Here is a 22,774-nt window from a genome sequence, read left to right on the forward strand (position 1 = left end):
TATTATGATTTCTTCTGAATTCTTATAATGGTTTTCTTGCCAGTGCTTTTTGTAATACTCATACTTTGGATATCCTTTGGATTGATATCTTTCATAGCATCATAATCCACTTTTACTCCATCTACATAGACTTCAGTGTCTTTTCCAAAAGATGATATTTTTAAAGATGGTTTATCAACATCGTCTCCAGTTGTAGTATATGTTGAAGTAAAGCTATAACTTTTAGGCTCATTACCTGCTACAGCCATAACAAAAGGTGAATCTGTTTTTGCAGAGATATTAATTGCTGTTTTGAACTTGGAAGAATTAGTAAAGTTTTTCTTTACATTATCAAGAATCTTCTGAATATCTTCATCCTTCATATTCTTATCTTTAAGATTATTCTTCAATTCTTCCAAAACTTTATTTTGTCTTTCTTTGGTCATAAAAGTTCCGGAAAGGTCTACATTTTTAAAGCTGTCTTTAAATTTGTTACTCCAGTTTTGAACAGCCAGTCTGCTCTCTTCCATCATTTTTTTATATTCCGGAGAGTTAAGATATTCACGGGCTTTTTCGGCCTGCTTTCTTCCATCTTCAGCAGCCTTTTTAGCATTCTCTATTATCTGCTTGTACTCGGGAGAATTTAAGTAATTTCTAGCTTTTTCTGATTCTCTCCTGGCATTTTCCATTATTTGCTTATATTCCGCAGAATTAAGATAAGCTCTTGCTTTCTCCGCTTCTTTCCTTCCTATATCAGCAGCTTTACGGGAATCTTCCATGATCTGTTTATATTCTGCAGAATTAAGGTAAGCTCTGGCGCTTTCTGCTGCTTTCCTGCCTTCTTCACCGGCTTTTTTAGCATCAGCAATTATTTTCTTATACTCAGCAGAATTAATATAATCCTTTGCTTTCTGAGCCTCTTTCATGGCTCTGTCAAAATCTTTTTTCTGATCAGCAGTCATATCTTCATAACGAACATAATTGCCATTATAAATAATACTTCTTTGATTGTTTTTAAATTTTTTGCTATTTTCTGCAAATTTGGATTTAGTATCTCCGGAAAGGTCTTTCGAGCTTAGATCATAAGCATCAAAAATTGTAGTACCCGAACCAGAAGTTCCAGAATGATTGTAAGCATAACGGGCTTTTTTGTTTTGTTGATAGAATTCAGTAAACTCGGATTTGGTAACAGCTTTACCATTGATTTTGAAAATAGCATTGTCGGAAGCCTGCTCTATTTTTGTTAAAAGAGAACCTCTGTTATTATTTTCATTAATCTGGATTTGTACATTTTTATTATTCCCTGATCCGATAGTGTCTTGTTGAAGTGCATTAATAGCCACAGCTATCTCGCGGTTGGTTTTGGCAATTTCTTTATTTTTAGCTGTAACTAAATAGGTGAAAGAAATTCCGAATAAAACCGGAAGAGCCATTACCCTGCGCGCATAACTAAATTTGGTGTAATGAGGTTTAGTGATCATTTGTAATCTTTTTTTGAGGTTAGATGATAAGAATGGACTCGTAGCAGGTAAAGGTGTTCCGGAAAATTTACTTGCTAAAAGCATCTGCGCAAATGCCTTTGTGTCATTCTGTTTTACTGCCTTTTTATCGGCAAGATATTCGTGGATTAAGAATAGCTCTTTCTTAAGCCAGTAGAAAATTGGATTGAACCAGAATACGGCCTGTACAAATTCTATAAATAACTTGTCCCAGCTGTGTTTCTGTTCTATATGTACCATTTCATGTTTCAGTATTTGTTTTCCAAGGTCCGAATCTATTTCAATAGATTTTTTCCAAAAAAGATTTTTGAAAAATGAAAACGGAGCATCATGCAAGTCTGTAATATAGAAGCGAACGCCTTTTAGTTCTTTTCCGTCATACTGATTTTTCATTCGGTTAATTTTGTAAATACCAATCAGTAATCTTACGAAGAGCACTATAGATACTACTAATAATATGAAAAGTGCGATGCTTTTCCAATCAATCCCAGCAGTTGTATGATTTGCTGTTTGTAAACTGAAACTCTGGAGAAGAAGGAATATTCTGTTGTCAGTTTCTATAGTAAAGTATTCTACCTTTAATAATGGTAAAAATAGACTTATTACTATTGTTGCTAAAAGATAAAATCTGTTATAGTGGTGGAAGGTTTTATCTTTTAAGAAAAGCAGGTAATAACTCCACATAACAGCAGAGCATAACAGCATCTTTCCAAGGTATAGTAGTGTTTCCATTATTCTTTATCTTTAAGTTCCTGTAAAAGCATTTCCAGATCTTCTACACTCATTTCATTCTTTTCTACCAAAAATGAAACAACATTACGATAAGATCCGTCAAAATAATTTTTCATCAATCCTTTTAATGACTTTCCACTGTAAGCTTCTTTAGAAATTAATGGAAAGTATTCGTGCTGACGACCATGTAAGGTATAGTCTACAAATCCTTTCTCTATAAGGATTTTGATAAGTGTAGAAACAGTATTGGTGTGTGGCTTAGGCTCCGGAAACAAATCCAGAATATCCTTCAGGAATGCTTTTTTTTGTTGCCATATATACTGCATAATCTGTTCTTCTGCTTTTGTAAGACTTTTATTTTTCATAGGGATTACTTTATAACTAAAAATTTAGTATAACAAATGTAAATAAAATTTTGATTCGATCAACTAAAATTTTAGTAGTATTTAAAATTTATGATTTTTTAACATAATATAGTTAATGTATCTATAAAGAATATCTAATATTTTGTTAATTTCGTTAGCTCAAATCCAAATCAATTGAAGAATACTTTATTTATCTCTGGGCTACTAATGATTTTACTTACCTCGGGTTTAGCTTTGGGATTCTCTAAAACCATCAGAATGAATATGATCATAGGCGGAATAATTCCTGTTTTGCTTATGCTTAATGTCTTATACTCCGTAATAAAGGCTATTAAGGTAAAAGCTAAAGCTAAATATAAGGCGCCAGATCTCAGTATTAAATATAAAACTTTATAATTTATTTTCAGAGCGTTATAATTCATTCTGTCTCTAAATTTTAATGTATTACACTTTAAAAAATCACTTATCATAATAGATAATAGTGAATAAGTTGTTGTGTAGGATTTCTCAAAAAGGCTTCTATAACAATTTATCCGATAAATGAAAAGGCAGGATATTAAATCCTGCCTTTTGTTAAAAATAAAGTGTAATTATGAAGAAAAATTTATTGTAACCACCATGGCGTCTGGAAGATGTCATCTTTTCCGCCATACTGAGAGCTGATTGCAGCTTTTAGATTTTGAGCATTTGTATTATATTCGTCCTGAGGATATCTGAATCTCTTAGGGAATACTCCACCGCTTACGATTGGTAATTTTGGATATCCTGTACGAAGTGCATCAAAATAACCTGTCCACTGACTCTGATGGAACATCGCCATATATTTCTGTGTAAGAATTCTCTCTAATTGCTTATCTGTACTTTCTGTGGTATTGTAAGCAACAAGTGTACTGTTTAAATAGCTGTTAACATCAAAACCTGCAAATAATTTATCCGAATCTTTTACATTAGCCTTATAAAAATCGAAGTTAGCTTTAACTGCCGTTTCATAATATCGTTTCGCATCTCCCTGGTTTATCCACCCTCTTACCGCGGCTTCTGCCAAAATAAAGTTTAGTTCCGAATAGCTTAGAATATTACTTGGTTCGTTCACCGGATCCAGGTAGAAACGTGTTTTTACTTTTGAGATAATTTTCTGGTCTATTAGTTTTGCATTATCTGAATAAGGTGAAATAGGATTTCCACCCTGATATGCATTATAATCTGTAAGTGCAAGATTCTTCTCTTTTGCAGAAGTAGTTTGCTCTGCAAATGTGAAGATTCTTGGATCCTTTCTGTCCTTGAAATACTGAATAAATGTATCGGACATATATAAGCTGGAACCATAAGAACTACTGTTGAAAGTTGGATAACGACTGTTTGCTAAATCAAAGAAAGTCAATTGTCCATTATCACTATTTGATTCCATTAATCTTTCAGAATTTACAATACTTGCAAATTCATTTTTAATATCAATATTTCCTGCTTTAGTCTTCTTAGACAGTGTAATAAGGATTTTTAAACGGTATGAGTTGATTAATTTTTTCCATCTTTCTATATTTCCGTTATAAACAATATCTCCACCAATTTTATCATTGGTATTGATTAATGTATTAGCTTCTTTAAGCTCGTTAAGAATTCCTGCAAAAATATCTTCCTGCTTATCATATTTTGGTAATCTTATATTATCCGTTTCACCTCTTAAAGCTTCAGAATAAGGGATGTCTCCTACCCTCATGCTAAGGTTATAGAAATGAAGTGCACGAAAGAATTTGCCAATAGCCTGATAATTTTTATTATTACTCTTAGCAGCTTCTTCCATCATTTTTACATCATTCAGTAAAATGTTTTTGTAGGCATCAAAAGAAGCATTATTCCATTTAAGGTATTGGTAGTCGTTCTCTTCTCCTGTATTTACAAGCATTCTCAAAGCCGAGTTGGCACTGTTATCAACAGGGAAAGATTGTCTCGCTACATTCGTAAGCAATACACTAGGATCTACATTTGCAGGATCCTTAGGATTCTCATTAATTTTTGTCAGGTCAGATTCACAAGAACTCAGCATTAAAAAGGGTACTGCAAGAACTGATATAATATATTTTTTCATTTTTTACTAGAATTTTAAGTTAAAACCAACACCAAACCATCTGCTTGCAGGATCCTGAATATCATTAGATAATGTTTGTGGTGCGTTAAGTGGTGAGCCCCCCTGCACATTATTTCGACCTGAGCCAATTCCAGTTCCTCCAATTTTATAATCGGGATCTGAATAAAGGTTTTTAGATTTCTTCCAAATTGCCAGATTGTATCCGGATAAGTTTACTGTAAGTCCTTTTACAAATCCTTTAGGATTGAGAATTGATGTGAAATCATATTCCAACACTACAGAACGAAGTTTGATAAATGATCTGTCGAAAACGTTTGCATATTCTTTGCTCTCGCTTTCTGTTACCATTGCACGGTATGGGTAGTTCTGTGCCCAATCCTGGAAGCTTATCGCTTTTGTATGTGGTGTATAGGTATTAGTTGTCGGATTGTAATTAACTCCATTTGGTACAAATGTATATTTACCCTGATCGTATTCTGCATCCCTGTATTGTACAGAATTTGGATGCTTACCACCCCACCACATTTTCTCAACAACTACAGATTCCATTACGCCGCCAAAGCTACCATCAATACCTACAGTTAAGCTAAGATTTTTGTATTTGAAGGTGTTGGTGAAGCCAAATGTCCAGTCTGGATTAAAATGTCCAAGATAAGAAGGAGCATCTGCTCTTGTTGGAAGACCTGTGTTAGCATCTAAAATAAGTGCTCCGTTGGCATTCTTTTTCCAGGTATAACCGTAGAAACTATCAGTACGTTCGTTAAGTTTAATGTTATTATAGTTATCTCTTCCCTGGTAGATTTCGGTAATTTTCTGAACCGATTTGCTCCAGTTAAGTAAAGATTTCCATTGGAAATTACTATTCTTAATAGGTACAAGGCTTAAGGATATATCTACACCATTTGTAGTATATTTATTTCCATTTACCACTTCTGTAGCAAAACCAGATGTCTGTGAGCCTGGGAATCTTAAAATATTGTTATAGTCCAGTGTATTGTAATATGCTACATCCAGGCTAATTCTGTTATTCAGCATACCAATATTCAAACCTGCTTCATAAGATCTTGTCTTTTCAGGACCAATGTTTCCTTCTTTGTTTAGTACAGATGGATAAGTGTAGTAAGGATTTCCATTAAAGGTATTTCCGCCATTATTCAGATAATAATTTCTGATCGCATAAGGATCGAAGTCGTATGCAATCTGTGCCCACGAACCATAAAGTTTTACAATATCAAATGCTTTTGGCATTGGGATTATATTATTCAGCAATAAACTGAAGGATGCAGACGGATAAAAGTAAGATCTGTTGCTTTTTGGTAATGTAGAAGACCAGTCATTTCTTCCTGAAACGTTCACAAATAAAGTTTTATAAAACTCTAAATCGACTGTACCATAAGCACTATAAATAAGTTTTTCGTTTATATTATAGTCACGGGTTAAAGGCTTTATAGAGTTATCGAAAGAATATACTCCCGGAACTTTTAGTCCGTCAACTGATGTTATATCATCTTTATATTTATAATAGAATCCTGATCCTCCTGCATTAACTGTTAAGTTGATATTGTCTGTAATAGCCTTATTATAGGTAGCAAGAACATCGTAGTTTAGGTTTATAGTTTTAGAGTTTGTTACTCTGTAACGTCCATTTCTTGGAGCATCGTAATTGAAATAAGAATATGGACTCTTTAATTCGTTTTTTGTATCATTCTCTACATAGGAGATTTTACCTTTCACTGTAAAATCGTCTGATGCTTCATAAGTTAATCCTGTTTGGGCGCTATAGACATCTGTAGCAACACTGTTTTTAAAGTTTTTAGCTCCAAACCATGGGTTATTATACCATGCATAATTCCAGTTTGCTTGCTGATAGCCCTCTCTTCCTTTTACCCAAAGATTATTTTTAAGGTCTCTTCCGTCTACATCACCACCCATCCAGATAAGTATGGTATACATATGTCCGCTTGGATCATAATTGTAATTAGGCATGCTTGGTGTAGTCGTCCTGTTGTAAGCTAATTTTGTATTAAAACTTAACTTATCTGTGATGTATGTATTACTGGAGAAGTTCGCTCCATATTTTCTAAGATAAGACTCAGGGATTCTGTCATCAAAATTCATGAAGTTTCCGGAAAGTCTGTAGGTATCTTTATTGTGCTTATAGTTAACCGCGAAGTTGGTGTTGTTGATAAACGAAGGCGTCAAAAACGTATTCAGGTTATCATGGTAAGTCCAGTCTGTAGGTACTCTTTCGTATCTTGATTTATCATTATACGGAGTATTGGCAACATTACCATACCACGGAATTACCTGGCCAGTTTGCTTATCCAGTATTGGGCTGTTCCATTGAGCAAGCTTTCTTCCTGGAACAAATTTTGGACCCCAGATCATATCTCCATCATTGATACCACCATCGGCACCGTCCCAGAATTCATATTTACCGTGAGAACCGTTTCCGTATTCTGTTTGTGTTTTTGGAAGGTTGGTAAAGCCAGCTGTAAACATAGTGTTCTGGCCAAATTCAACTGTGAATCCACTTTTCTTGGCACTTTTAGTAGTTACTAAGATAGCACCATATCTTCCTCTGGAACCGTATAATGCAGAAGCGGTAGCTCCTTTCAGTACGTTAATATTCTCGATGTTAGAAGGATCCAGTGCCTGGAATGTTTTGTCGTCTACAATAACGCCATCTATTACAATAATAACGTTAGAATTTCCACGCAATGTAAAAGTTGGTTTTTGCTGCATCCCCGGAGGATTGGAGACATTAAGACCTGCAACCTGTCCGGCAAAAAGATTTCCTACACTAGGTGTAGTTACAGTTTCGAATTGTTTGGTATTGATCTCCTGAGTGGAATAACCAATTTTCTTAGCTTTCTTACCAATTCCCAAGGCGGTAATTACAACTCCCTCAATGTTCTTCTCTTTCTGTTTCAGTGTATCTTTTTTACTAACTTCCTGTGCGTAAGGTAAAAATGGTAGTAATACAACTGAAGCAGATAATAATACTCGTTTCATTCAGTTTTTTTGCAAAAGTATTCCTCGTATTTTAAGTTAATATTAACACCTGTTTAGCATTTCATTAACTTTATATTTGAGAAATAATGCAAAAGCAAAGCTTTAGAAAATATAAAATATCCTACTCTCTATATATTAAATTTTATTAAAATAGTGTCGATAGATCTGGTTTTTGGAGAAAGGTGAAGTATGATATTTAGAATTACCCGGTTTTCATGTATTATAAACAGCTGATTTTCTTTCTGTATGTGGATTAAGAATGCAACTTTATTATAATAGTTTGTATTTCGATATTTATGATTAATTTTACCTCCCTTTATTTGTAACGAATGAAACAAGATTTAAACATTCAATTTGAAGTTTATAAAAACATATCGGAATTAGATGATACCGAAAAGAAGCTATTCGAAACAGCTTCTGAAATTCGTAAAATAGCTTATGCTCCATACTCGGAGTTCTTTGTAGGATGTGCAATCCTTCTTGAAAATGGCGAAATTATTGTCGGCAACAATCAGGAAAATGCAGCATACCCTTCAGGATTATGTGCTGAAAGAACCGCTATATACTGGTTGGCAGCAAACCATCCCGGACAGGAAATTAAAAAAATATTTGTAGTTGGCGGCCCCAAAAATGAGGTAGCCGATAATAATATTCCAATTCCGCCATGTGGTTCATGCAGGCAATCTATATTAGAATATGAAAGTAAGCAAAGCTCCCCTATTGAGATTTATTTTGCGTCTACACAAGGAAAGACAGTTAAGTGCTACAGTGTAAAAGATTTACTACCTTTTTCTTTCGACAAAAATTATTTATAACTTTCTTATATTTGCAAAAATTTCAGGTTCGGCATTGTCCGATGAAAAGGGAATCTGGTGCAACACCAGAGCTGTCCCCGCAACTGTAGATCACTAAAGTATTTCTGTACAAAGCCACTGTAATTACGGGAAGGCACAGAAATGTGAAAGCCAGGAGACCTGCCTGAAACAATAATTATTAATTAACAACTTTCGGAGGAAAAGTTATTCGTATGAGAAAAGTTTTTGTTTCATCCTGTTTAATTAGCTTTACATTATGTATGGCTCAGGAAAAGATTATTGACACAGTTTATGTATTTGATAATCAAATAAACAAAGTACGCAATTTTCATAATATCACTAAATTAACTTCTTCTGATCTTGAAAAGAATGCGACAAACCTTTCAGAGGTTCTGCGTTTTCAATCTCCTGTTTATATTAAAGAAAATGGCAGAGGAGCTGTTTCATCTCCATCTTTCAGAGGTACAACTGCACAACAAACAGCTTTTGTTTGGAATGGTATCAATATAAATTCTTCTTTCTTGGGTCAGGGAGATATTAATAATACAGGGCTTCTGGGGTATGATCAGTTAGATATAAAACCAGGCGGAGGAAGTGTTGTATATGGAAGTGGAGCTATTGGAGGGAGTATCCACCTTAATAATACATTAGATTTTAGCAAAGGACTAAAAGGCTCTCTTTATTCAGAAGCTGGATCATATGAAACTTTTAATACCTTATTAAGAACATCATATAGCAATGAGAAGTTTAGTGTCAAATTTTCAGGTAATTATGCTATTAGTAAAAATGATTATAATGTTGAAGAAAAAAATTATGTAAACAGAAACGGTAATTACTACAATACGACTTTTAATTTTGGGTTATCTTATAAATTAAACTATAATAATAAGATTTCCTGGCAAAGTCAATTATTTGATTCTTCTCAGCATTATCCTGTTTTTTTTGAAACAACAACTCCAACAAAGTACAAAGCTCAGAATACTCGAAGTCTAATTGCTTGGGAATACAACAAAAAAAATATTAATAATAATTTAAGATTAGCATATACAGAAGAAAACTTCCAATACTATACTAATATTACTGAACCAAAATCAAGCGGGGGATCAGGCAAAAATTATATAATTAAAAATGATTTTAATTATTTCCTGAATGAGAAATTGAATATTAATATAATTTCTGAATTTCAACAGAATAAAGGAGAAGGCTATCAATCAGGAATTCAGGATGTAAGTCGTAACATATTTTCCTTGGCAGGACTTGTAAGATATTTTCCATTTAAGAAATTAAGTTTTGAAGGAGGTGTAAAAAAAGATTTTATTGAGGATATTTCTTCTCCAATTTTATTTTCTTTTTCTGGAAAATGGAATGTTTTAAGGTTTTATAATGTTAAAACAAGCTTTTCCAAAAATTTCAGATATCCATCATTCAATGATTTATATTGGCAACCAGGAGGTAATATAAATCTTAAACCAGAGACAGCCATTCAATTAGATATGAATCATGAATTTAAAATTAATGATTTTAGTCTAGTGATTTCACCATTTTATATCAAGATAAAAGATATGATCAGGTGGCTCCCTACAGCTAGTGGATATTGGGCTCCAATCAATACCGACAATGTGGAGTCTTATGGGTCCGAAGTGCAGATGGAATATAAAAAGAAGATTACTGAAAATCATAATATCAATGCACAACTAGGATACTCTTTTACTAAATCTGTTAATTCAGATACTCAAAAGCAACTTATGTACGTTCCCCTGCATAAATTCTTTAGTAATATTAGTTATGAATATAAATTCATGAAATTATATGTTCAGGGAATGTGGAATGGTAAAACGTATACTACATCTGATGAAAGTAATAATGAAGCATTAAAATCTTATTTTGTTTTAAATGCAGGAGTTTCGGGAACATTATTAAAGCGTTATTCATTAGGTCTTAAGATTAATAATATAACCAATACAATATATGAAACTACATTGTATTATCCCTTACCTAAAAGGAATTATAGCCTTTTTGTAAATATAAATTTCTAAATATAAAATATGAGAATGAAAGTAACTAAATTATTGCAAGTCTTTTTAGGGATAGCATTATTATTAAATGTATCTTGTAACAACGACAGATCCGATGATATTCCGAATCCCCCAACAGGTGCATACAGTCAGGGAATAATAATATCCAATGAGGGAAATTTCACTACACCTAATGCCAGTGTAAGCTTTGCTACAAATGACTTTGGTACAGTAAATCAGGATATATATAACAAGGTTAATAATGAGGTAACCGGTGATGTATTAAATACAATTGGTTTCAAGGGTGATTATGCATATCTGGTAATTAATAACTCTAATCAGATTAAAATAGTTAACCGTTATACTTTTAAAAAAGTAGGTGAAATTACCAAAGAAATTGTAAGCCCAAGATATATTGCATTTACTGACAAATATATATATGTGACTAATGACAAATACCAGGGAGGCAAATACGTAAGTATCTATAATATTTCTGATTTGTCCTTTGTTAAAAAAATTGATGTTTCTAACGTAGCTGAAAGAATTGCAACTGCAAACGGAAACATTTTTGTGCAAAATGCATCTTTCGGTTTTGGAAATAAAATTTCTTATGTTAACGGAAGTACTAATAACCTGCAATCTGAAATAACAATACCTAATGGTCAGATTCAGAATATTCTTCCTTATAATAACAATATTTATGTACTAGCTTCAGATGCGAGTGCAACAGATTCATATGTTTACACACTTTCTGATACCGGAGCTATTATTAAAACAACTGTCTTAAAAGGTATATCTCAAGCATCAAAACTTAGAATTGATAGCGGAAAATTTTATTTTGCTACCGGTGTAAAGGTTTATGCAATGGATATGAATGCAACAAATGCTCCTACAACACCAGTTATTACAGCATCTGCTAGTGATCAAGATTCTGGATTATATGGGTTTGATGTAATAGACGGAAAAATATATACGGCTGATTCAAATAAGTTTACTGCTAATAGTACTGTTACAGTTTACAGCTCAACTGGGAATATTCTTAAGACTTTTGAAGCAGGAAGAGGTACTAATGGATTTTACAAAAATTAGTACTGATAGTTAAAATACCAAATCATCTATCCTCGGCCGTGTATAAGTTCGCTTATCACGGCCCTTTTTATAACTGGATATTGTGATCGTTATTATTGGGCCCAGGCGAAGTTTGCAGAAACTGTTGCTGTTCTATTTGTGCTGCCAGCTCATCTCCTATCTTTTTGTCCATTTTTACCTTTTTTATTGCCAAATTAAGCTCGTTACCAAACAAAATAAGAATGATATTCAGGTTTACCCAGATCATAACCAGGATTATGGAACCAATAGAACCATATAAGAAGTTATAACGGGCAATATCCCGTACATAAAAGGCGAAAACATAAGTAATAAACCCAAATAGCAAAGTGCTGAAAATAGCCCCCGGAATTGCCTCTCTGAATCTTTTGATTTTAAGACAGCCTACCCAGTAAAATAAGGCCAGCAGAATAAAATAGAATAAAGGGAATGAAATGAAACTGATAATTTTTGTTAGGTTGTTGACCAACCAGGAAATACTGTTTACCGGATTAAACAACTTCATTACAACTTCTGCATAATAAATTCCCAAAAGCGACAAAACTGTAATACTTACAAAGGCAATGGTGATAAGCAATGCAATACCGTAATTTCTGAAGAAAGTACGTTTTACGTCTGTATTCAGGTTAAATCCCATAATCAGGGCATGTGTTCCGTTTGTCCCGAATATTAATGCCAATATAATGGTTACAAAGTTGCTGATGCCTTTAAGATTCGGAATCAGAGTGTCCTGCAAATATTCCGTAACATAAACCTTTATATCAGCCGGTAATATGTTGGCCAGCATAACATCGAATATATAAAACTGGAGTTTGTCATAATGCGGCAGATACGGAAGAATTGAAAGCAGAAATAATAAAAAAGGAAACAGGCTTAGGAAAAAAGCCCATGAAATTGCTGCTGCCTGCCTGATAACAGGGTTTTTAAAAATACCTTCTCCATAGATTTCAAACATCTTCAGCAATGAAATTCCCAGCATAGGAAGGTGTATGCTGTCCAGAAAATCACGAAATCTAATGATAAGTTGAGGCGTTTTTAAAGGCATTCATCTATATTTGCAAAAGCAAAGATACTAAAATGCGTATAAGTCTGATATGTATTGGCAAAACCGATGATGCTGAAATTAAGAAACTCATTGCTTATTACATTCCGCGTCTTCCGAAACATTTCAATTTTGAATTTATTGAGATACCGGACGTTAAAAATGCCAAAAACCTTACTGATATCCAGTTAAAAAAAGAAGAAGCTAAATTATTCCTTAATTATCTCGATAATACAGATACCGTTGTGTTATTAGATGAAAAAGGTAAACAGTTTACATCCCGTGAATTTGCATCCAAAATAGATAATTGGATGAATATGTCTACCCGACATCTTGCATTCCTTGTAGGAGGTGCTTATGGATTTTCTGAAGAAATCTATAGCAGAGCTCAGGAAAAAATTTCATTGTCAAAAATGACATTCACCCATCAGATGATCCGGTTGTTTTTTGTAGAACAAATTTATCGTGCTTCCACAATTCTTCAGGGGAAACCCTATCATAACGATTAATAACCTGTAAGAGATAAAGCTCCTAACGGAGCTCCTCATACATTACAATAAATTATATTTTTATGATATGAAAGATTAGAAAATGCTCCATAGGAGCCTGATCTGTGTAAAAAAATGTATATCAGAAGTTGGGTATTCCGGAGGAATACTATCTCAAAACAGGACTATTTTCTCTATATCAACCCGAAATTTGTGTCTAATCCTATTAATATTGATATGGTTACCGTAACTAAAAAAGGTTCTTCGTTTTGAAGAACCTTTTTTATATATTATTTTTTTCTAACGTATCTCAGTGCCAGCGTGGAGAATAATCCACCTAATAAGAATCCCATTAGAGCACCTACAGCAACGTCCCCCGGAAAATGAACACCAAGGTATATTCTGCTGTAAGAGACCACTATTGCCCAAATAAAGAGCAAATAAGGTAAAAACTTATAATTTCTTCCGATAAGAAAACTCAAAAAAGTTGCCAGAAAAAACGTAGTACTCGCATGTGCAGAGTAAAATCCATATTTACCACCACAGGTAACCAAACGCATATGATTAATCAGTTCAGGATCGTGGCAAGGCCTCAGCCTTTGGAAGCCATATTTGAAAATATTGGCAATCTGGTCACTTGCTGTAATTCCTACAGCAATGAAAAGTAATATAAATAAGAAATTCTTTACAGAATACTTTTTATAAACCAGAAACATCAATAAAAGATACAGAGGTATCCAAACTAATGGTTTGGTCATATAGATCCAGAAAGAATCGAAACCTGATGATCCAAGACCGTTAAGGTATAATAACAGCTCTTTATCTGAATGAATGATTTCTTCCATATCTATCGGCTTACCGGACCAATATGTTCATCGCTTAAAGGATCAACTTTTTTCTCGGCAGAAACTACTTGTTCAGTTTCTGTATGGGCAATATTCTCTGAAGTCTTTTCCGGAGTCGGAGAAGAAGTATCAGCTACATGCTGATCCATCGGATTAACAGAGTTTTTCATATCCTCTATTTGCTTTTGCACATCGTTAAGTGGATTAATATCAGTAACGGTTTGTTTTACTTTATCAATCTCCTTTTTGATGTCTGAAATCGGATTATCAGCCTCCTTCATAATCTCCGTTTTAATATCCTCCATTGCACCTTTCATTTTACGGACGCCCTGTCCTAATTCGCGTGCAATACTCGGTATTTTATCCGGTCCAAATAATACTACGATGACTAATGCCACCACTAACATTTCTCCTATGCTAAGTTCCATAAATCAAAATTACAAAAGATATTCTTAACCTTGCCGTTTTTAAGTTTAATTTCAGCAATTTTATTTCTTTTTAAAGTTAAAATAGGCAATCACTGTTCCCATTCCCAACATTATGAATGCAAGAAAAAACGGAGCTCCCGGAAATTGGAAAGGTGCCTGATCGTGCGTGAAGTAAAAAAACAGATTCGTCATTAATGGTGGTCCAATAATAGCTGTTGCACTCATAAGGCTGGTTAAAGCTCCCTGTAGCTCTCCTTGTTCCTGTTTGGATACATTTCCTGTAATTACAGATTGTAACGCAGGTCCGCATATACCACCTAAACAATATGGTACTAAAAAGGCAAACATCATCCAGCTTTCGGTAGCAAAAGCAAATAATAACATTCCAACTGCATATAATCCGAGCCCGTAATAGATGCTTCGTTCATTTCCTATTTTAGGATTTATCCAGCGTATAAGCACTCCTTGTACCAAACCAACCAATAACCCTATAAGTCCCAGAGATAAGCCAACTTCTTTTTCTTTCCAACCAAACATGTACATGGTAAAATAAGACCAGTTGCTTTGTACCGCATGTGCACCAATATATACCAAAATAAGTACCAATATCAGACCCGATATTTTAGGGTGCTTTTTCAACATAAATAATGATCCTATAGGATTAGCTCTCTTCCATTCAAATTCTCTTCTGTGATCTTTATCCAGAGATTCCGGAAGAATAAAGTAACCGTAGATGAAGTTGATTAAACAAAGTACAGCTGCGGCATAAAAAGGAACTCTGGAACCAAATTGACCTAAAAGCCCTCCTAGTACAGGTCCGATAATGAATCCCATACCAAAAGCAGCACCAATAAGCCCAAAATTCTTTGCCCGGTTTTCTTCTGTGCTAATATCGGCGATATAAGCACTCGCAGTTGTGATACTGGCTCCCGTCATACCCGCTATAACACGACCTATAAACAACCAGATAATATTAGGTGATAGTGCCAAAAATACGTAATCTATTGCAAAGCCTAATAAGGATATCAGAATAATGGGGCGTCTGCCGTATTTATCACTAAGGTTACCCACCAGAGGAGCAAAGATAAACTGGGTAAATGCATATGCAAAGCTTAGCCAGCCACCATATTTTGCAGCTTCACTTATGTCACCATGAATAAGTTCTTCTATCAGCTTAGGAATAACCGGGATAATAATCCCCCATCCTGTTATATCGATAAGCATGGTGATAAATATAAAACCTATCGCTGTTTTCGTTTTTTTATTTTCCATAATTTAAAAAAGCGCAACAAAAATAATGAATTGTTACTGTATTATTGTTTATTTTAAAATTAATAATAAAAAAAGCCCCGAATCTCGGGGCTTTTTTTATTTGTTTATCTCATGTACTGGCGGGGCGTCTTTTTTTCTTCCCTTCAAGCAGTCATAAGCAATTGCTGATGCAACGAAGATGGATGAATAAGTACCGAAACCAATACCGATTAATAATGCAAACATGAAGCCCTTCATATTGTCACCTCCGAAGATGAAGATCGCTAGGATAACCAAGATCGTAGTGAATGAAGTGTTGAATGTTCTACCTAATGTGCTGCTGATGGAGTCATCAAACAGACCTGCAAGGCTGATAGATTTTCTTTCTCTAAGGTATTCACGGATACGGTCAAATACAATTACCGTATCGTTAATGGAATATCCTAATACTGTTAGTACAGCTGCAATGAAATCCTGGTTGATCTCCATATTGAATGGCGCTACTGTGTAGAATAAGGAGAATACCCCTAAGATTACTACTGCATCGTGGAACAATGCTGCAACAGCACCAAGAGAAAATTGCCATTTTCTAAATCTTAATAAGATATAGATGAAGATCCCCGCTAAAGCAGCTAATACTGCTAATGTACCGTGAACCTGAATATCATCTGCTACTGTAGGTCCTACTTTTGTAGAGGAAACGATTCCTGCGTGTCCGACATCAGAACTTTTGAAAGCTTCGAATGTCTCATTAGCCGGAAGGTGTTTCTTTAATCCGTCATATAATTTATGTTCAATCTCAGAGTCAATAGTTGTATTAACATCATCAATTTTGTAATCAGTTGTTATTCTAAGCTGATTAGAGTTACCAAATGTTTTAACATCTACTGCTTCGTTCTTACCATCTTTAGTTTTGAATAGCGGTGCTAATTCTTCCTGAATATCGGAAGCTACAACCGGCTTGTCAAATCTTACAACATAGCTTCTTCCTCCTTTGAAGTCAACTCCAAATTTGAAGCCTTTTGTAACGATAGATGCAATACAGATAATCATTAACACGGTAGAGAAGATGTAAGACCATTTTCTTTTCCCGATAAAGTCGATCCAGATATTTCTGAAAAGATTCTTAGAGAACGATGTCCATACTGAAATATTCTTTCCTTTTCCAAGTCTGCTGAAGATCATTACTCTCGATAATAATACCGAAGTAAAGAAAGTCATCAGAATACCAATAATTAAGGTTACAGCAAATCCCTGGATAGGTCCTGTACCGAAAATATATAATACAACAGCTGTTAGTAATGTTGTTGCGTGTCCGTCAATAATCGCAGATAAAGCGTGCTTGAAACCATCGTTGTATGCTTCACGGATTCCTTTTCCTGCAAATAATTCTTCTTTAGTTCTCTCGTAGATGATTACGTTCGTATCTACTGCCATGGCCATAGATAATACGATACCTGCGATACCCGGTAAGGTAAGCGTAGCATCTATAGAGTCCATAATACCGAACACATAGAATAAGTTAATGATCATTGCAATTACAGCGTAAACACCAGCCATACCATAGTAGAAAATAATATATACCATGATAAGAGCAAATGCAATAATGAAAGAGATAACCCCTGCATTGATCGATTCAGCGCCTAATGAAGGTCCTACAACATCCGCCTGAACAATTTTTGCAGTAGCAGGAAGTTTACCTGAGTTTAGTACATCTACTAAGTCTTTAGCTTCATCCTGACTGAAGTTTCCTGTAATTACAGATTGTCCGTTAGGAATAGCTGTATTTACATTTGGAGCAGTATATACATTATCATCCAGAGTTACAGCGATAGGTCTTCCGATGTTTTTCTCTGTAAGTGTTTTCCATACCTTGGTACCATCAGAGTCCATCTGCATTCCGATCTCAATTCTTCCGATTTGGTCGTAGTTAACACGTGCATCTTTTACAGCACCATCAAGCGGAGCTTTGTTATTTGCTGTTCCACGGATTGCATATAATGTTAAATTATCAGGAGTATTAGATTCAGGTTTTGCAGCCCACATAAACTTAGTAAATCTAAGGTTAGCAGGGCGAGCTTTAATAGCCTGTGCACTATTCAATAATTTGTTTACAGTAGCTGTATCTGAAAGTTTAACATTAGCTACTCCGTTTTGTCTTGCACCATTCTGCATATCCAGAGTATTGATAAGATTTATGTTCTTATTAACACCGATAGAATCTCCTTTTGTCATTACAACAGAAGTTAGTTGCTGGAAATACGGAGCCACTTCACCAGCAGTCTGTACTTCCCAGAACTGTAGTCTTGCTGAAGTCTGAAGTAATTTCTTTACTCTGTCAATATCTTTGATACCAGGCATTTCAACCAAAATACGACCTGTCCCAGGTACTCTCTGTACGTTCGGTTGTGTTACCCCTAGTTTATCGATACGTGTACGGATCACTTCGAATGCTGAACCTACAGAGGCATCAATTTTCTTAGAAATAATCTTTTTTACTTCGTCATCAGGTGTATTGAATTTAATCTGATCACTTAGCTTCTGAGTACCGAAAACTTCAGGGTTAGAAAGTTTTACATTTGTCCCTTTTTCTTTGTTTACAGCATCAAACTGAACAAAAAAGTTATCGATGTATGTTTTAGTGGAGAATTTTTGTGCAGCATCTGTTCTGTTCAAAGCTTCTACTAAAACAGGGTTTGTGGAATAATTCGTTAAATCATTAACCAGGTCTCTTTGATTAATTTCCAACAAAACGTTGATCCCTCCTTTCAAATCCAAACCAAGCTTCATTTCTTTTTCCTTGGCCGAACGATAATCCAGTTTAGTAAACCCTAGATTAAGCGTGTCTTTGGACAACTTTTCTAATTCCTTTTTGTACTTAACTTCATTGCCTCCGGAAAGAGCTTGTGCCTCTTTCTCAATTCTATTCGCATAGAAACTCGGCAGGAGTTCATTAATGCATATCAATCCGAGGATGATCGCAATAGTGGTAATGAGTCCTTTTCCTTGCATTTTTTTATGATTTAACGACTATTTTTCATTGATTATAAGGCGCAAATATAATGATTTTTAGTAAATTTTAACAATTTTCTTTTTAACTGCTCCCAAGTGCGGTAAGAATATAAATTTGACAGAAATATACATCTGGAATTATAAGAGTAATAATAATTCTGTCTTAATTATCTTTATTTTTGTCATTAATACAAAACCAATGATGTCTAAAAAAATCTGTTCATTTCTTTTTATGGCTTTTTTAGCTACCCGCTGTCAGAAAAAAGAAGAGAAAAAATCTCTACACACACCATTTATTACAAACAATGATGTACAGCCAATTGTAAAACAGGAAACAGATATTAAAAAGCTAAAACAAAAAGCGGAAGAAGCATTATTATATAACAAACAAAATAAATTAAATACCGATTTCTGTATCCTGATAGACATGAGTATACATTCTGGTCTTAATCGTTTTTTTATTTGGGATTTCAAGCAAAATAACATTATTGAAAAATATCTTGTAGGACATGGTTGTGGTACTAATAGCTGGTCTTCGGATGAATCTGCCGGAAAAGCTGAATTCAGTAATGAAGACGGAAGTCACTTATCATCTCTGGGGAAATATAAAATTGGAGCCCGTGGATATAGCAATTGGGGAATTAATGTAAAATATATAATGCATGGATTAGAGGAAACAAATAGTAACGCTGTAAAACGTGTTATTGTATTTCACTCGTGGGATAAAATGAGTGATGAAGAAGTTTTCCCTAAAGGCAGTCCGGAAGGTTGGGGATGCCCTACAGTATCTAATAATGTAATGAAAATTATTGATCTTAAATTAAAAAATTCTGCAAAACCAGTATTAATGTGGATTTATAACTAGTTCTGCAGAATTAATATGTTAGTTTCTTATTCCGCGATATCATCATCGCCAAGAAGCTTCTGAATCTTTTATATTGTCATGGAGAATATCCTTGTTCCCGGTTGTTTTCTTAACATTCTCAGGTCAAATGTCATGGTAACATTTCGGGTAAACGCTCTTCCCTCTTCAGTTATTTTTATACCATTTTCAGACAGCTCAACCAAGCCATCTTTCTGCATTTCCTGTAATTTTTCCATTGCATTTTCAAACTCAGGAAAGGCTGTTTCTGCATCCCAAGAGGTTTCCAGTCTGCACATCAGGTTTAGAATATGTTTACGAATAATAAGATCTTCTTCGTTCAGAATATGTCCTTTTACTACCGGGAATTCACCGTTATTTACCATCTGTTCATAACCTTCCACTGTTTTTTCATTTTGCGCAAATGCATACCAGCTGTCGGATATTCCGGACATCCCTAAACCTACCATTAGCTGGGTTTTAGAAGATGTATACCCCATAAAGTTACGATGAAGCGTTCCTTTTTTCATAGACTGATAAAGGTCGTCATGTGGTAATGCGAAATGATCCATTCCTATTTCGAAATAACCCAATTCTTCCAGTAAGCTTTTACCCTCTTCATATAATCTGCGTTTCTCGTCACCGGAAGGCAAATCATTTTCATCAAAGCCTCTTTGCCCTACACCTTTTATCCATGGAACGTGCGCATAAGAATAGAATGCTAGTCTGTCTGGTTTTAGCTCCAGTGTTTTACGAATGGTATTTTCCATACACTCCCAGTTTTGGAAAGGTAAACCAAATACTAGGTCGTGACTGATTCCTGTATAGCCAATTTCACAAGCCCATTCTGTTACGTTTTTTACATTTTCGAAAGGCTGTATTCTGTTAATGGCTTTCTGTACCTTTTCATTATAATCCTGCACTCCAAAGCTTACTCTTCTAAAGCCCAGGTCGTAAAGAGTTTTAAGGTGATCATATGTTGTATTATTTGGGTGTCCTTCAAAACTAAATTCCGGGTGTTCCGCAATTTCTACAGTTTCAAAAATTCCGCTAAGAAGTTTCTTAAGATTTTCAGGAGAAAAAAATGTAGGAGTTCCGCCTCCTAAGTGAAGTTCTTTCAGCTTCGGTTTTTCGTCAAAAAGGTTCAGGTAAAGCTGCCATTCTTTCAGAACGGTTTCCAAATATGGTTCTTCTACAGAATGTTGTTTTGTAATTCTTTTATGGCATGCACAAAAAGTACACAATGCTTCACAAAAAGGAAGATGAATATATATACTGATCCCTTCTTCCGCATTTGATTCTTTAAAAGAACGTATCACCGACTTCTTCCAACCCTCTACAGAAAAACTTTCAAGATCCCAGTAAGGAACGGTTGGATAAGATGTATAGCGAGGGCCAGGTATATTGTATTTATCTACTAATGAATTCATGCTGCAAAATTACAAAATATAACAGGCTTTTGCACGGAATTTTAACCAAATAAAAATCAGCTTTCTATATCATCTGTTTCACTAATAATTCTCTCAGCTTCGACAGCATTCTCTTCAGCAACATAAAGTATGTAATCCTGATTAACCGGCATTACAGAAAGATTGTTTACAAATTCGTTTTTCACATAGCTTTCAATACCATTAGCAGCAAGCTTTCCTTTCATAATTTCGACCTGAAATAATATATTTGACTGATATATTCTAATAAACTCTCCCATAAATAATTAAATAAAGTTATCTAAACTAAATTTAAGAATAAATATTTAAAGCTTAGTAATGGCAGACTATACAAAACTACACCTTCTTTCTGATCAGGAAATACACCGGCAATCCCAAAAGAAGTAGAATAAATCCGGGCCATGTATAGTTGGGCTTGTAAATAATAAGAAGTACACAGAACATAATTCCTATAACGAGATAAAGTAAAGGTGTTATAGGATATAAAAAAGTTTTGTAAGATCTCGGAATAAAAGGCTTTTTGAATCTCAGCCATATTACTGCAAAAACAGTAAGCATATAAAACAATACAATAACAAAAGAAATCATATCCAGGATATCTCCATACTGGCCGCTAAGGCACAATAAGGAAGCCCATATTCCCTGCAGCCATAGTGACTTCTCCGGAACATTATTTTTGTTGTTCTTAACAGCTGAGCTAAAAAACAAACCATCTTTAGCCATTGTCTGAAAAACACGGGCTCCAGATAAAACAAGTCCGTTGATACAGCCAAAAGTAGAAATCATAACAAGAATAGCCATGATAATAGTTCCGGTATTTCCCATAATCTTTTCTGCAGCAGCTACAGCAACGCGATCATTGGCAGCAAAAGCAATTTCATCCCGAGATAATGCGCTTAGATAAACCACATTACATAAAAAATAAAGTATAATCACAGATGCCGTACCAATAACCATGGCACGAACTACATTCCGTTTAGGGTTCTCTATCTCGCCGGAAACAAAAGTTACACTCTCCCATGCAACACTACTAAAAACTGAGCCTACCATTGCTGCAGCAATTCCACCTAAAATAGCTTTACCGCTAATAGGCATCCACCCTTCTCCTTTCAGGTTCTGGAAAGCTTTAGAACCAATATTTAAATTTTCGCTCAGGTGTGAATCTTTAATAAAAATAAGCCCCAAAACAATCAGTCCTAAAAGTGCTATAATTTTAGAAGCCGTAAAGACGGACTGTATTATTTTCCCGCTTTTGATTCCTCTTGTATTAATATAGGTAAGCAACATAATAATACCAATGCCTAAAATCTGGAGCCAGGTAATCTTAAAACTACCTTGCTGAAATAAAGGTGCGGCATCATTGAGCTGCGGAATAAGATAGGCTGTGAACTTACTGAATGCAACAGCTACCGCTGCAATAGTTCCGGTTTGTATCACGGTAAATAATCCCCAACCGTATAGAAAGCCTGTAAGCTTGCCAAAAACTTCTGTCAGATAGGTATATTGGCCTCCGGCTTTTGGAAAAATAGCGGATAATTCACCATAACATAGTGCTGCCGATACTGTAATAACTCCTGTGATAAGCCAGACAACTAATAGCCACCATCCGGACCCGAGTTGCCTCATAATATCGGATGAAACAATAAAAATTCCGCTACCGATCATAGATCCCATAACGATCATAGTGGCATCCCATAGTTTGAGTCTTTGCATAGTTTAAATTTTGATTCCAAATATATAAATAATGCAAATTGAAAAATGAAAAAGCTGCAAAATCTTGCAGCT

The 22,774-nt window shown here is 34.7% G+C and carries 18 protein-coding genes and 1 riboswitch; of the genes, 6 read left to right on the forward strand and 12 right to left on the reverse strand.

Translation table 11 applies throughout. The features are described from left to right. Nucleotides 1-2 precede the first annotated feature (2 nt). Together BAZ10_RS03025 and BAZ10_RS03030 are read right to left on the reverse strand one after the other, a co-directional pair. Complete coding sequence (locus BAZ10_RS03025; protein ID WP_078770788.1) at nt 3-2,210, reverse strand: M56 family metallopeptidase; 2,208 nt, start codon at nt 2,208-2,210, stop codon at nt 3-5. Next, nucleotides 2,210-2,575 carry a BlaI/MecI/CopY family transcriptional regulator gene (locus BAZ10_RS03030; RefSeq protein WP_078770789.1) on the reverse strand — a complete coding sequence of 122 codons (366 nt, stop codon included), beginning with the start codon at nt 2,573-2,575 and terminating at the stop codon, nt 2,210-2,212. The genes BAZ10_RS03025 and BAZ10_RS03030 overlap by 1 nt, the downstream gene beginning before the upstream one ends. Nucleotides 2,576-2,749: 174 nt before the next feature. Here BAZ10_RS03030 and BAZ10_RS18945 point away from each other — a divergent pair, with 174 nt between their 5' ends. Continuing rightward, entirely contained in the window at nt 2,750-2,971 is a 222-nt protein-coding gene (locus tag BAZ10_RS18945) for a hypothetical protein (RefSeq protein ID WP_165689654.1), read from the forward strand. A 208-nt stretch (nt 2,972-3,179) separates the two neighbouring features. Here the strand turns inward: BAZ10_RS18945 and BAZ10_RS03040 are convergent, their stop codons facing one another. Both BAZ10_RS03040 and BAZ10_RS03045 read right to left on the reverse strand, forming a co-directional pair. Further along, a complete protein-coding gene (locus BAZ10_RS03040) occupies nt 3,180-4,661 on the reverse strand; it encodes a SusD/RagB family nutrient-binding outer membrane lipoprotein (protein WP_078770791.1) in 1,482 nt (493 codons plus the stop codon). A gap of 6 nt (nt 4,662-4,667) precedes the next feature. Then, nucleotides 4,668-7,676, reverse strand: a complete 3,009-nt coding sequence (locus tag BAZ10_RS03045; RefSeq protein WP_078770792.1) for a TonB-dependent receptor domain-containing protein — start codon at nt 7,674-7,676, stop codon at nt 4,668-4,670. Nucleotides 7,677-8,005: 329 nt separating this feature from the next. On the opposite strand from BAZ10_RS03045, the gene cdd reads away from it, so the two are divergent. The 3 genes from cdd to BAZ10_RS03060 all read left to right on the forward strand — a co-directional run bounded on the left by cdd (nt 8,006) and on the right by BAZ10_RS03060 (nt 11,595). Beyond that, entirely contained in the window at nt 8,006-8,491 is a 486-nt protein-coding gene (gene cdd, locus BAZ10_RS03050; RefSeq protein ID WP_078770793.1) for a cytidine deaminase, read from the forward strand. A 7-nt stretch (nt 8,492-8,498) separates the two neighbouring features. Then, a riboswitch (cobalamin riboswitch) is annotated at nt 8,499-8,672 on the forward strand. 31 nt (nt 8,673-8,703) lie between these two features. After that, entirely contained in the window at nt 8,704-10,527 is a 1,824-nt protein-coding gene (locus BAZ10_RS03055) for a TonB-dependent receptor plug domain-containing protein (protein WP_078770794.1), read from the forward strand. Nucleotides 10,528-10,542: 15 nt separating this feature from the next. Next, entirely contained in the window at nt 10,543-11,595 is a 1,053-nt protein-coding gene (locus tag BAZ10_RS03060) for a YncE family protein (RefSeq protein ID WP_245803730.1), read from the forward strand. A gap of 67 nt (nt 11,596-11,662) precedes the next feature. Here the strand turns inward: BAZ10_RS03060 and BAZ10_RS03065 are convergent, their stop codons facing one another. Next, entirely contained in the window at nt 11,663-12,658 is a 996-nt protein-coding gene (locus BAZ10_RS03065) for a YihY/virulence factor BrkB family protein (protein WP_165689545.1), read from the reverse strand. Between the two features lie 32 nt (nt 12,659-12,690). On the opposite strand from BAZ10_RS03065, the gene rlmH reads away from it, so the two are divergent. Then, nucleotides 12,691-13,164 carry a 23S rRNA (pseudouridine(1915)-N(3))-methyltransferase RlmH gene (gene rlmH / locus BAZ10_RS03070; RefSeq protein ID WP_009093184.1) on the forward strand — a complete coding sequence of 158 codons (474 nt, stop codon included), beginning with the start codon at nt 12,691-12,693 and terminating at the stop codon, nt 13,162-13,164. Nucleotides 13,165-13,433: 269 nt separating this feature from the next. Here the strand turns inward: rlmH and BAZ10_RS03075 are convergent, their stop codons facing one another. The 4 genes from BAZ10_RS03075 to secD all read right to left on the reverse strand — a co-directional run bounded on the left by BAZ10_RS03075 (nt 13,434) and on the right by secD (nt 18,679). Continuing rightward, nucleotides 13,434-13,988, reverse strand: a complete 555-nt coding sequence (locus BAZ10_RS03075; RefSeq protein WP_078770796.1) for a phosphatase PAP2 family protein — start codon at nt 13,986-13,988, stop codon at nt 13,434-13,436. 2 nt (nt 13,989-13,990) lie between these two features. After that, entirely contained in the window at nt 13,991-14,416 is a 426-nt protein-coding gene (locus BAZ10_RS03080; RefSeq protein WP_078770797.1) for a Sec-independent protein translocase subunit TatA/TatB, read from the reverse strand. Nucleotides 14,417-14,476: 60 nt separating this feature from the next. Next, nucleotides 14,477-15,688: a TCR/Tet family MFS transporter gene (locus BAZ10_RS03085; protein ID WP_078770798.1), complete on the reverse strand. Its 1,212-nt coding sequence runs from the start codon at nt 15,686-15,688 to the stop codon at nt 14,477-14,479. 96 nt (nt 15,689-15,784) lie between these two features. Continuing rightward, nucleotides 15,785-18,679, reverse strand: a complete 2,895-nt coding sequence (gene secD / locus BAZ10_RS03090; RefSeq protein WP_078770799.1) for a protein translocase subunit SecD — start codon at nt 18,677-18,679, stop codon at nt 15,785-15,787. Nucleotides 18,680-18,878: 199 nt separating this feature from the next. On the opposite strand from secD, the gene BAZ10_RS03095 reads away from it, so the two are divergent. After that, nucleotides 18,879-19,544: a murein L,D-transpeptidase catalytic domain-containing protein gene (locus tag BAZ10_RS03095; protein ID WP_078770800.1), complete on the forward strand. Its 666-nt coding sequence runs from the start codon at nt 18,879-18,881 to the stop codon at nt 19,542-19,544. 68 nt (nt 19,545-19,612) lie between these two features. Here BAZ10_RS03095 and hemN read toward each other — a convergent pair whose 3' ends face one another. The 3 genes from hemN to BAZ10_RS03110 all read right to left on the reverse strand — a co-directional run bounded on the left by hemN (nt 19,613) and on the right by BAZ10_RS03110 (nt 22,702). Further along, nucleotides 19,613-20,971 (reverse strand): oxygen-independent coproporphyrinogen III oxidase, encoded by a 1,359-nt coding sequence (gene hemN / locus BAZ10_RS03100; protein ID WP_078770801.1) that lies wholly within the window; start codon nt 20,969-20,971, stop codon nt 19,613-19,615. A 56-nt stretch (nt 20,972-21,027) separates the two neighbouring features. After that, on the reverse strand, nt 21,028-21,249 hold the full coding sequence (locus BAZ10_RS03105) for a putative signal transducing protein (RefSeq protein WP_059325429.1): 222 nt from the start codon (nt 21,247-21,249) through the stop codon (nt 21,028-21,030). Between the two features lie 76 nt (nt 21,250-21,325). After that, the gene (locus BAZ10_RS03110) at nt 21,326-22,702 is read right to left on the reverse strand and encodes an APC family permease (protein ID WP_078770802.1); all 1,377 of its coding nucleotides are present in this window, start codon (nt 22,700-22,702) and stop codon (nt 21,326-21,328) included. Nucleotides 22,703-22,774 lie beyond the last annotated feature (72 nt).

Origin of the sequence: Elizabethkingia occulta (genome assembly GCF_002023715.1) — a bacterium.
GTDB lineage: Bacteria > Bacteroidota > Bacteroidia > Flavobacteriales > Weeksellaceae > Elizabethkingia > Elizabethkingia occulta.

Excerpts from the sequence above, each read along its gene's own strand:
- BAZ10_RS03025 (WP_078770788.1), bottom strand. The coding sequence starts at position 2,210 with ATGGAAACACTACTATACCTTGGAAAGATGCTGTTATGCTCTGCTGTT.
- BAZ10_RS03030 (WP_078770789.1), bottom strand. The coding sequence starts at position 2,575 with ATGAAAAATAAAAGTCTTACAAAAGCAGAAGAACAGATTATGCAGTAT.
- BAZ10_RS03040 (WP_078770791.1), bottom strand. The coding sequence starts at position 4,661 with ATGAAAAAATATATTATATCAGTTCTTGCAGTACCCTTTTTAATGCTG.
- BAZ10_RS03045 (WP_078770792.1), bottom strand. The coding sequence starts at position 7,676 with ATGAAACGAGTATTATTATCTGCTTCAGTTGTATTACTACCATTTTTA.
- cdd (WP_078770793.1), top strand. The coding sequence starts at position 8,006 with ATGAAACAAGATTTAAACATTCAATTTGAAGTTTATAAAAACATATCG.
- BAZ10_RS03055 (WP_078770794.1), top strand. The coding sequence starts at position 8,704 with ATGAGAAAAGTTTTTGTTTCATCCTGTTTAATTAGCTTTACATTATGT.
- BAZ10_RS03060 (WP_245803730.1), top strand. The coding sequence starts at position 10,543 with ATGAAAGTAACTAAATTATTGCAAGTCTTTTTAGGGATAGCATTATTA.
- BAZ10_RS03065 (WP_165689545.1), bottom strand. The coding sequence starts at position 12,658 with ATGCCTTTAAAAACGCCTCAACTTATCATTAGATTTCGTGATTTTCTG.
- rlmH (WP_009093184.1), top strand. The coding sequence starts at position 12,691 with ATGCGTATAAGTCTGATATGTATTGGCAAAACCGATGATGCTGAAATT.
- BAZ10_RS03075 (WP_078770796.1), bottom strand. The coding sequence starts at position 13,988 with ATGGAAGAAATCATTCATTCAGATAAAGAGCTGTTATTATACCTTAAC.
- BAZ10_RS03080 (WP_078770797.1), bottom strand. The coding sequence starts at position 14,416 with ATGGAACTTAGCATAGGAGAAATGTTAGTGGTGGCATTAGTCATCGTA.
- BAZ10_RS03085 (WP_078770798.1), bottom strand. The coding sequence starts at position 15,688 with ATGGAAAATAAAAAAACGAAAACAGCGATAGGTTTTATATTTATCACC.
- secD (WP_078770799.1), bottom strand. The coding sequence starts at position 18,679 with ATGCAAGGAAAAGGACTCATTACCACTATTGCGATCATCCTCGGATTG.
- BAZ10_RS03095 (WP_078770800.1), top strand. The coding sequence starts at position 18,879 with ATGATGTCTAAAAAAATCTGTTCATTTCTTTTTATGGCTTTTTTAGCT.
- hemN (WP_078770801.1), bottom strand. The coding sequence starts at position 20,971 with ATGAATTCATTAGTAGATAAATACAATATACCTGGCCCTCGCTATACA.
- BAZ10_RS03105 (WP_059325429.1), bottom strand. The coding sequence starts at position 21,249 with ATGGGAGAGTTTATTAGAATATATCAGTCAAATATATTATTTCAGGTC.
- BAZ10_RS03110 (WP_078770802.1), bottom strand. The coding sequence starts at position 22,702 with ATGCAAAGACTCAAACTATGGGATGCCACTATGATCGTTATGGGATCT.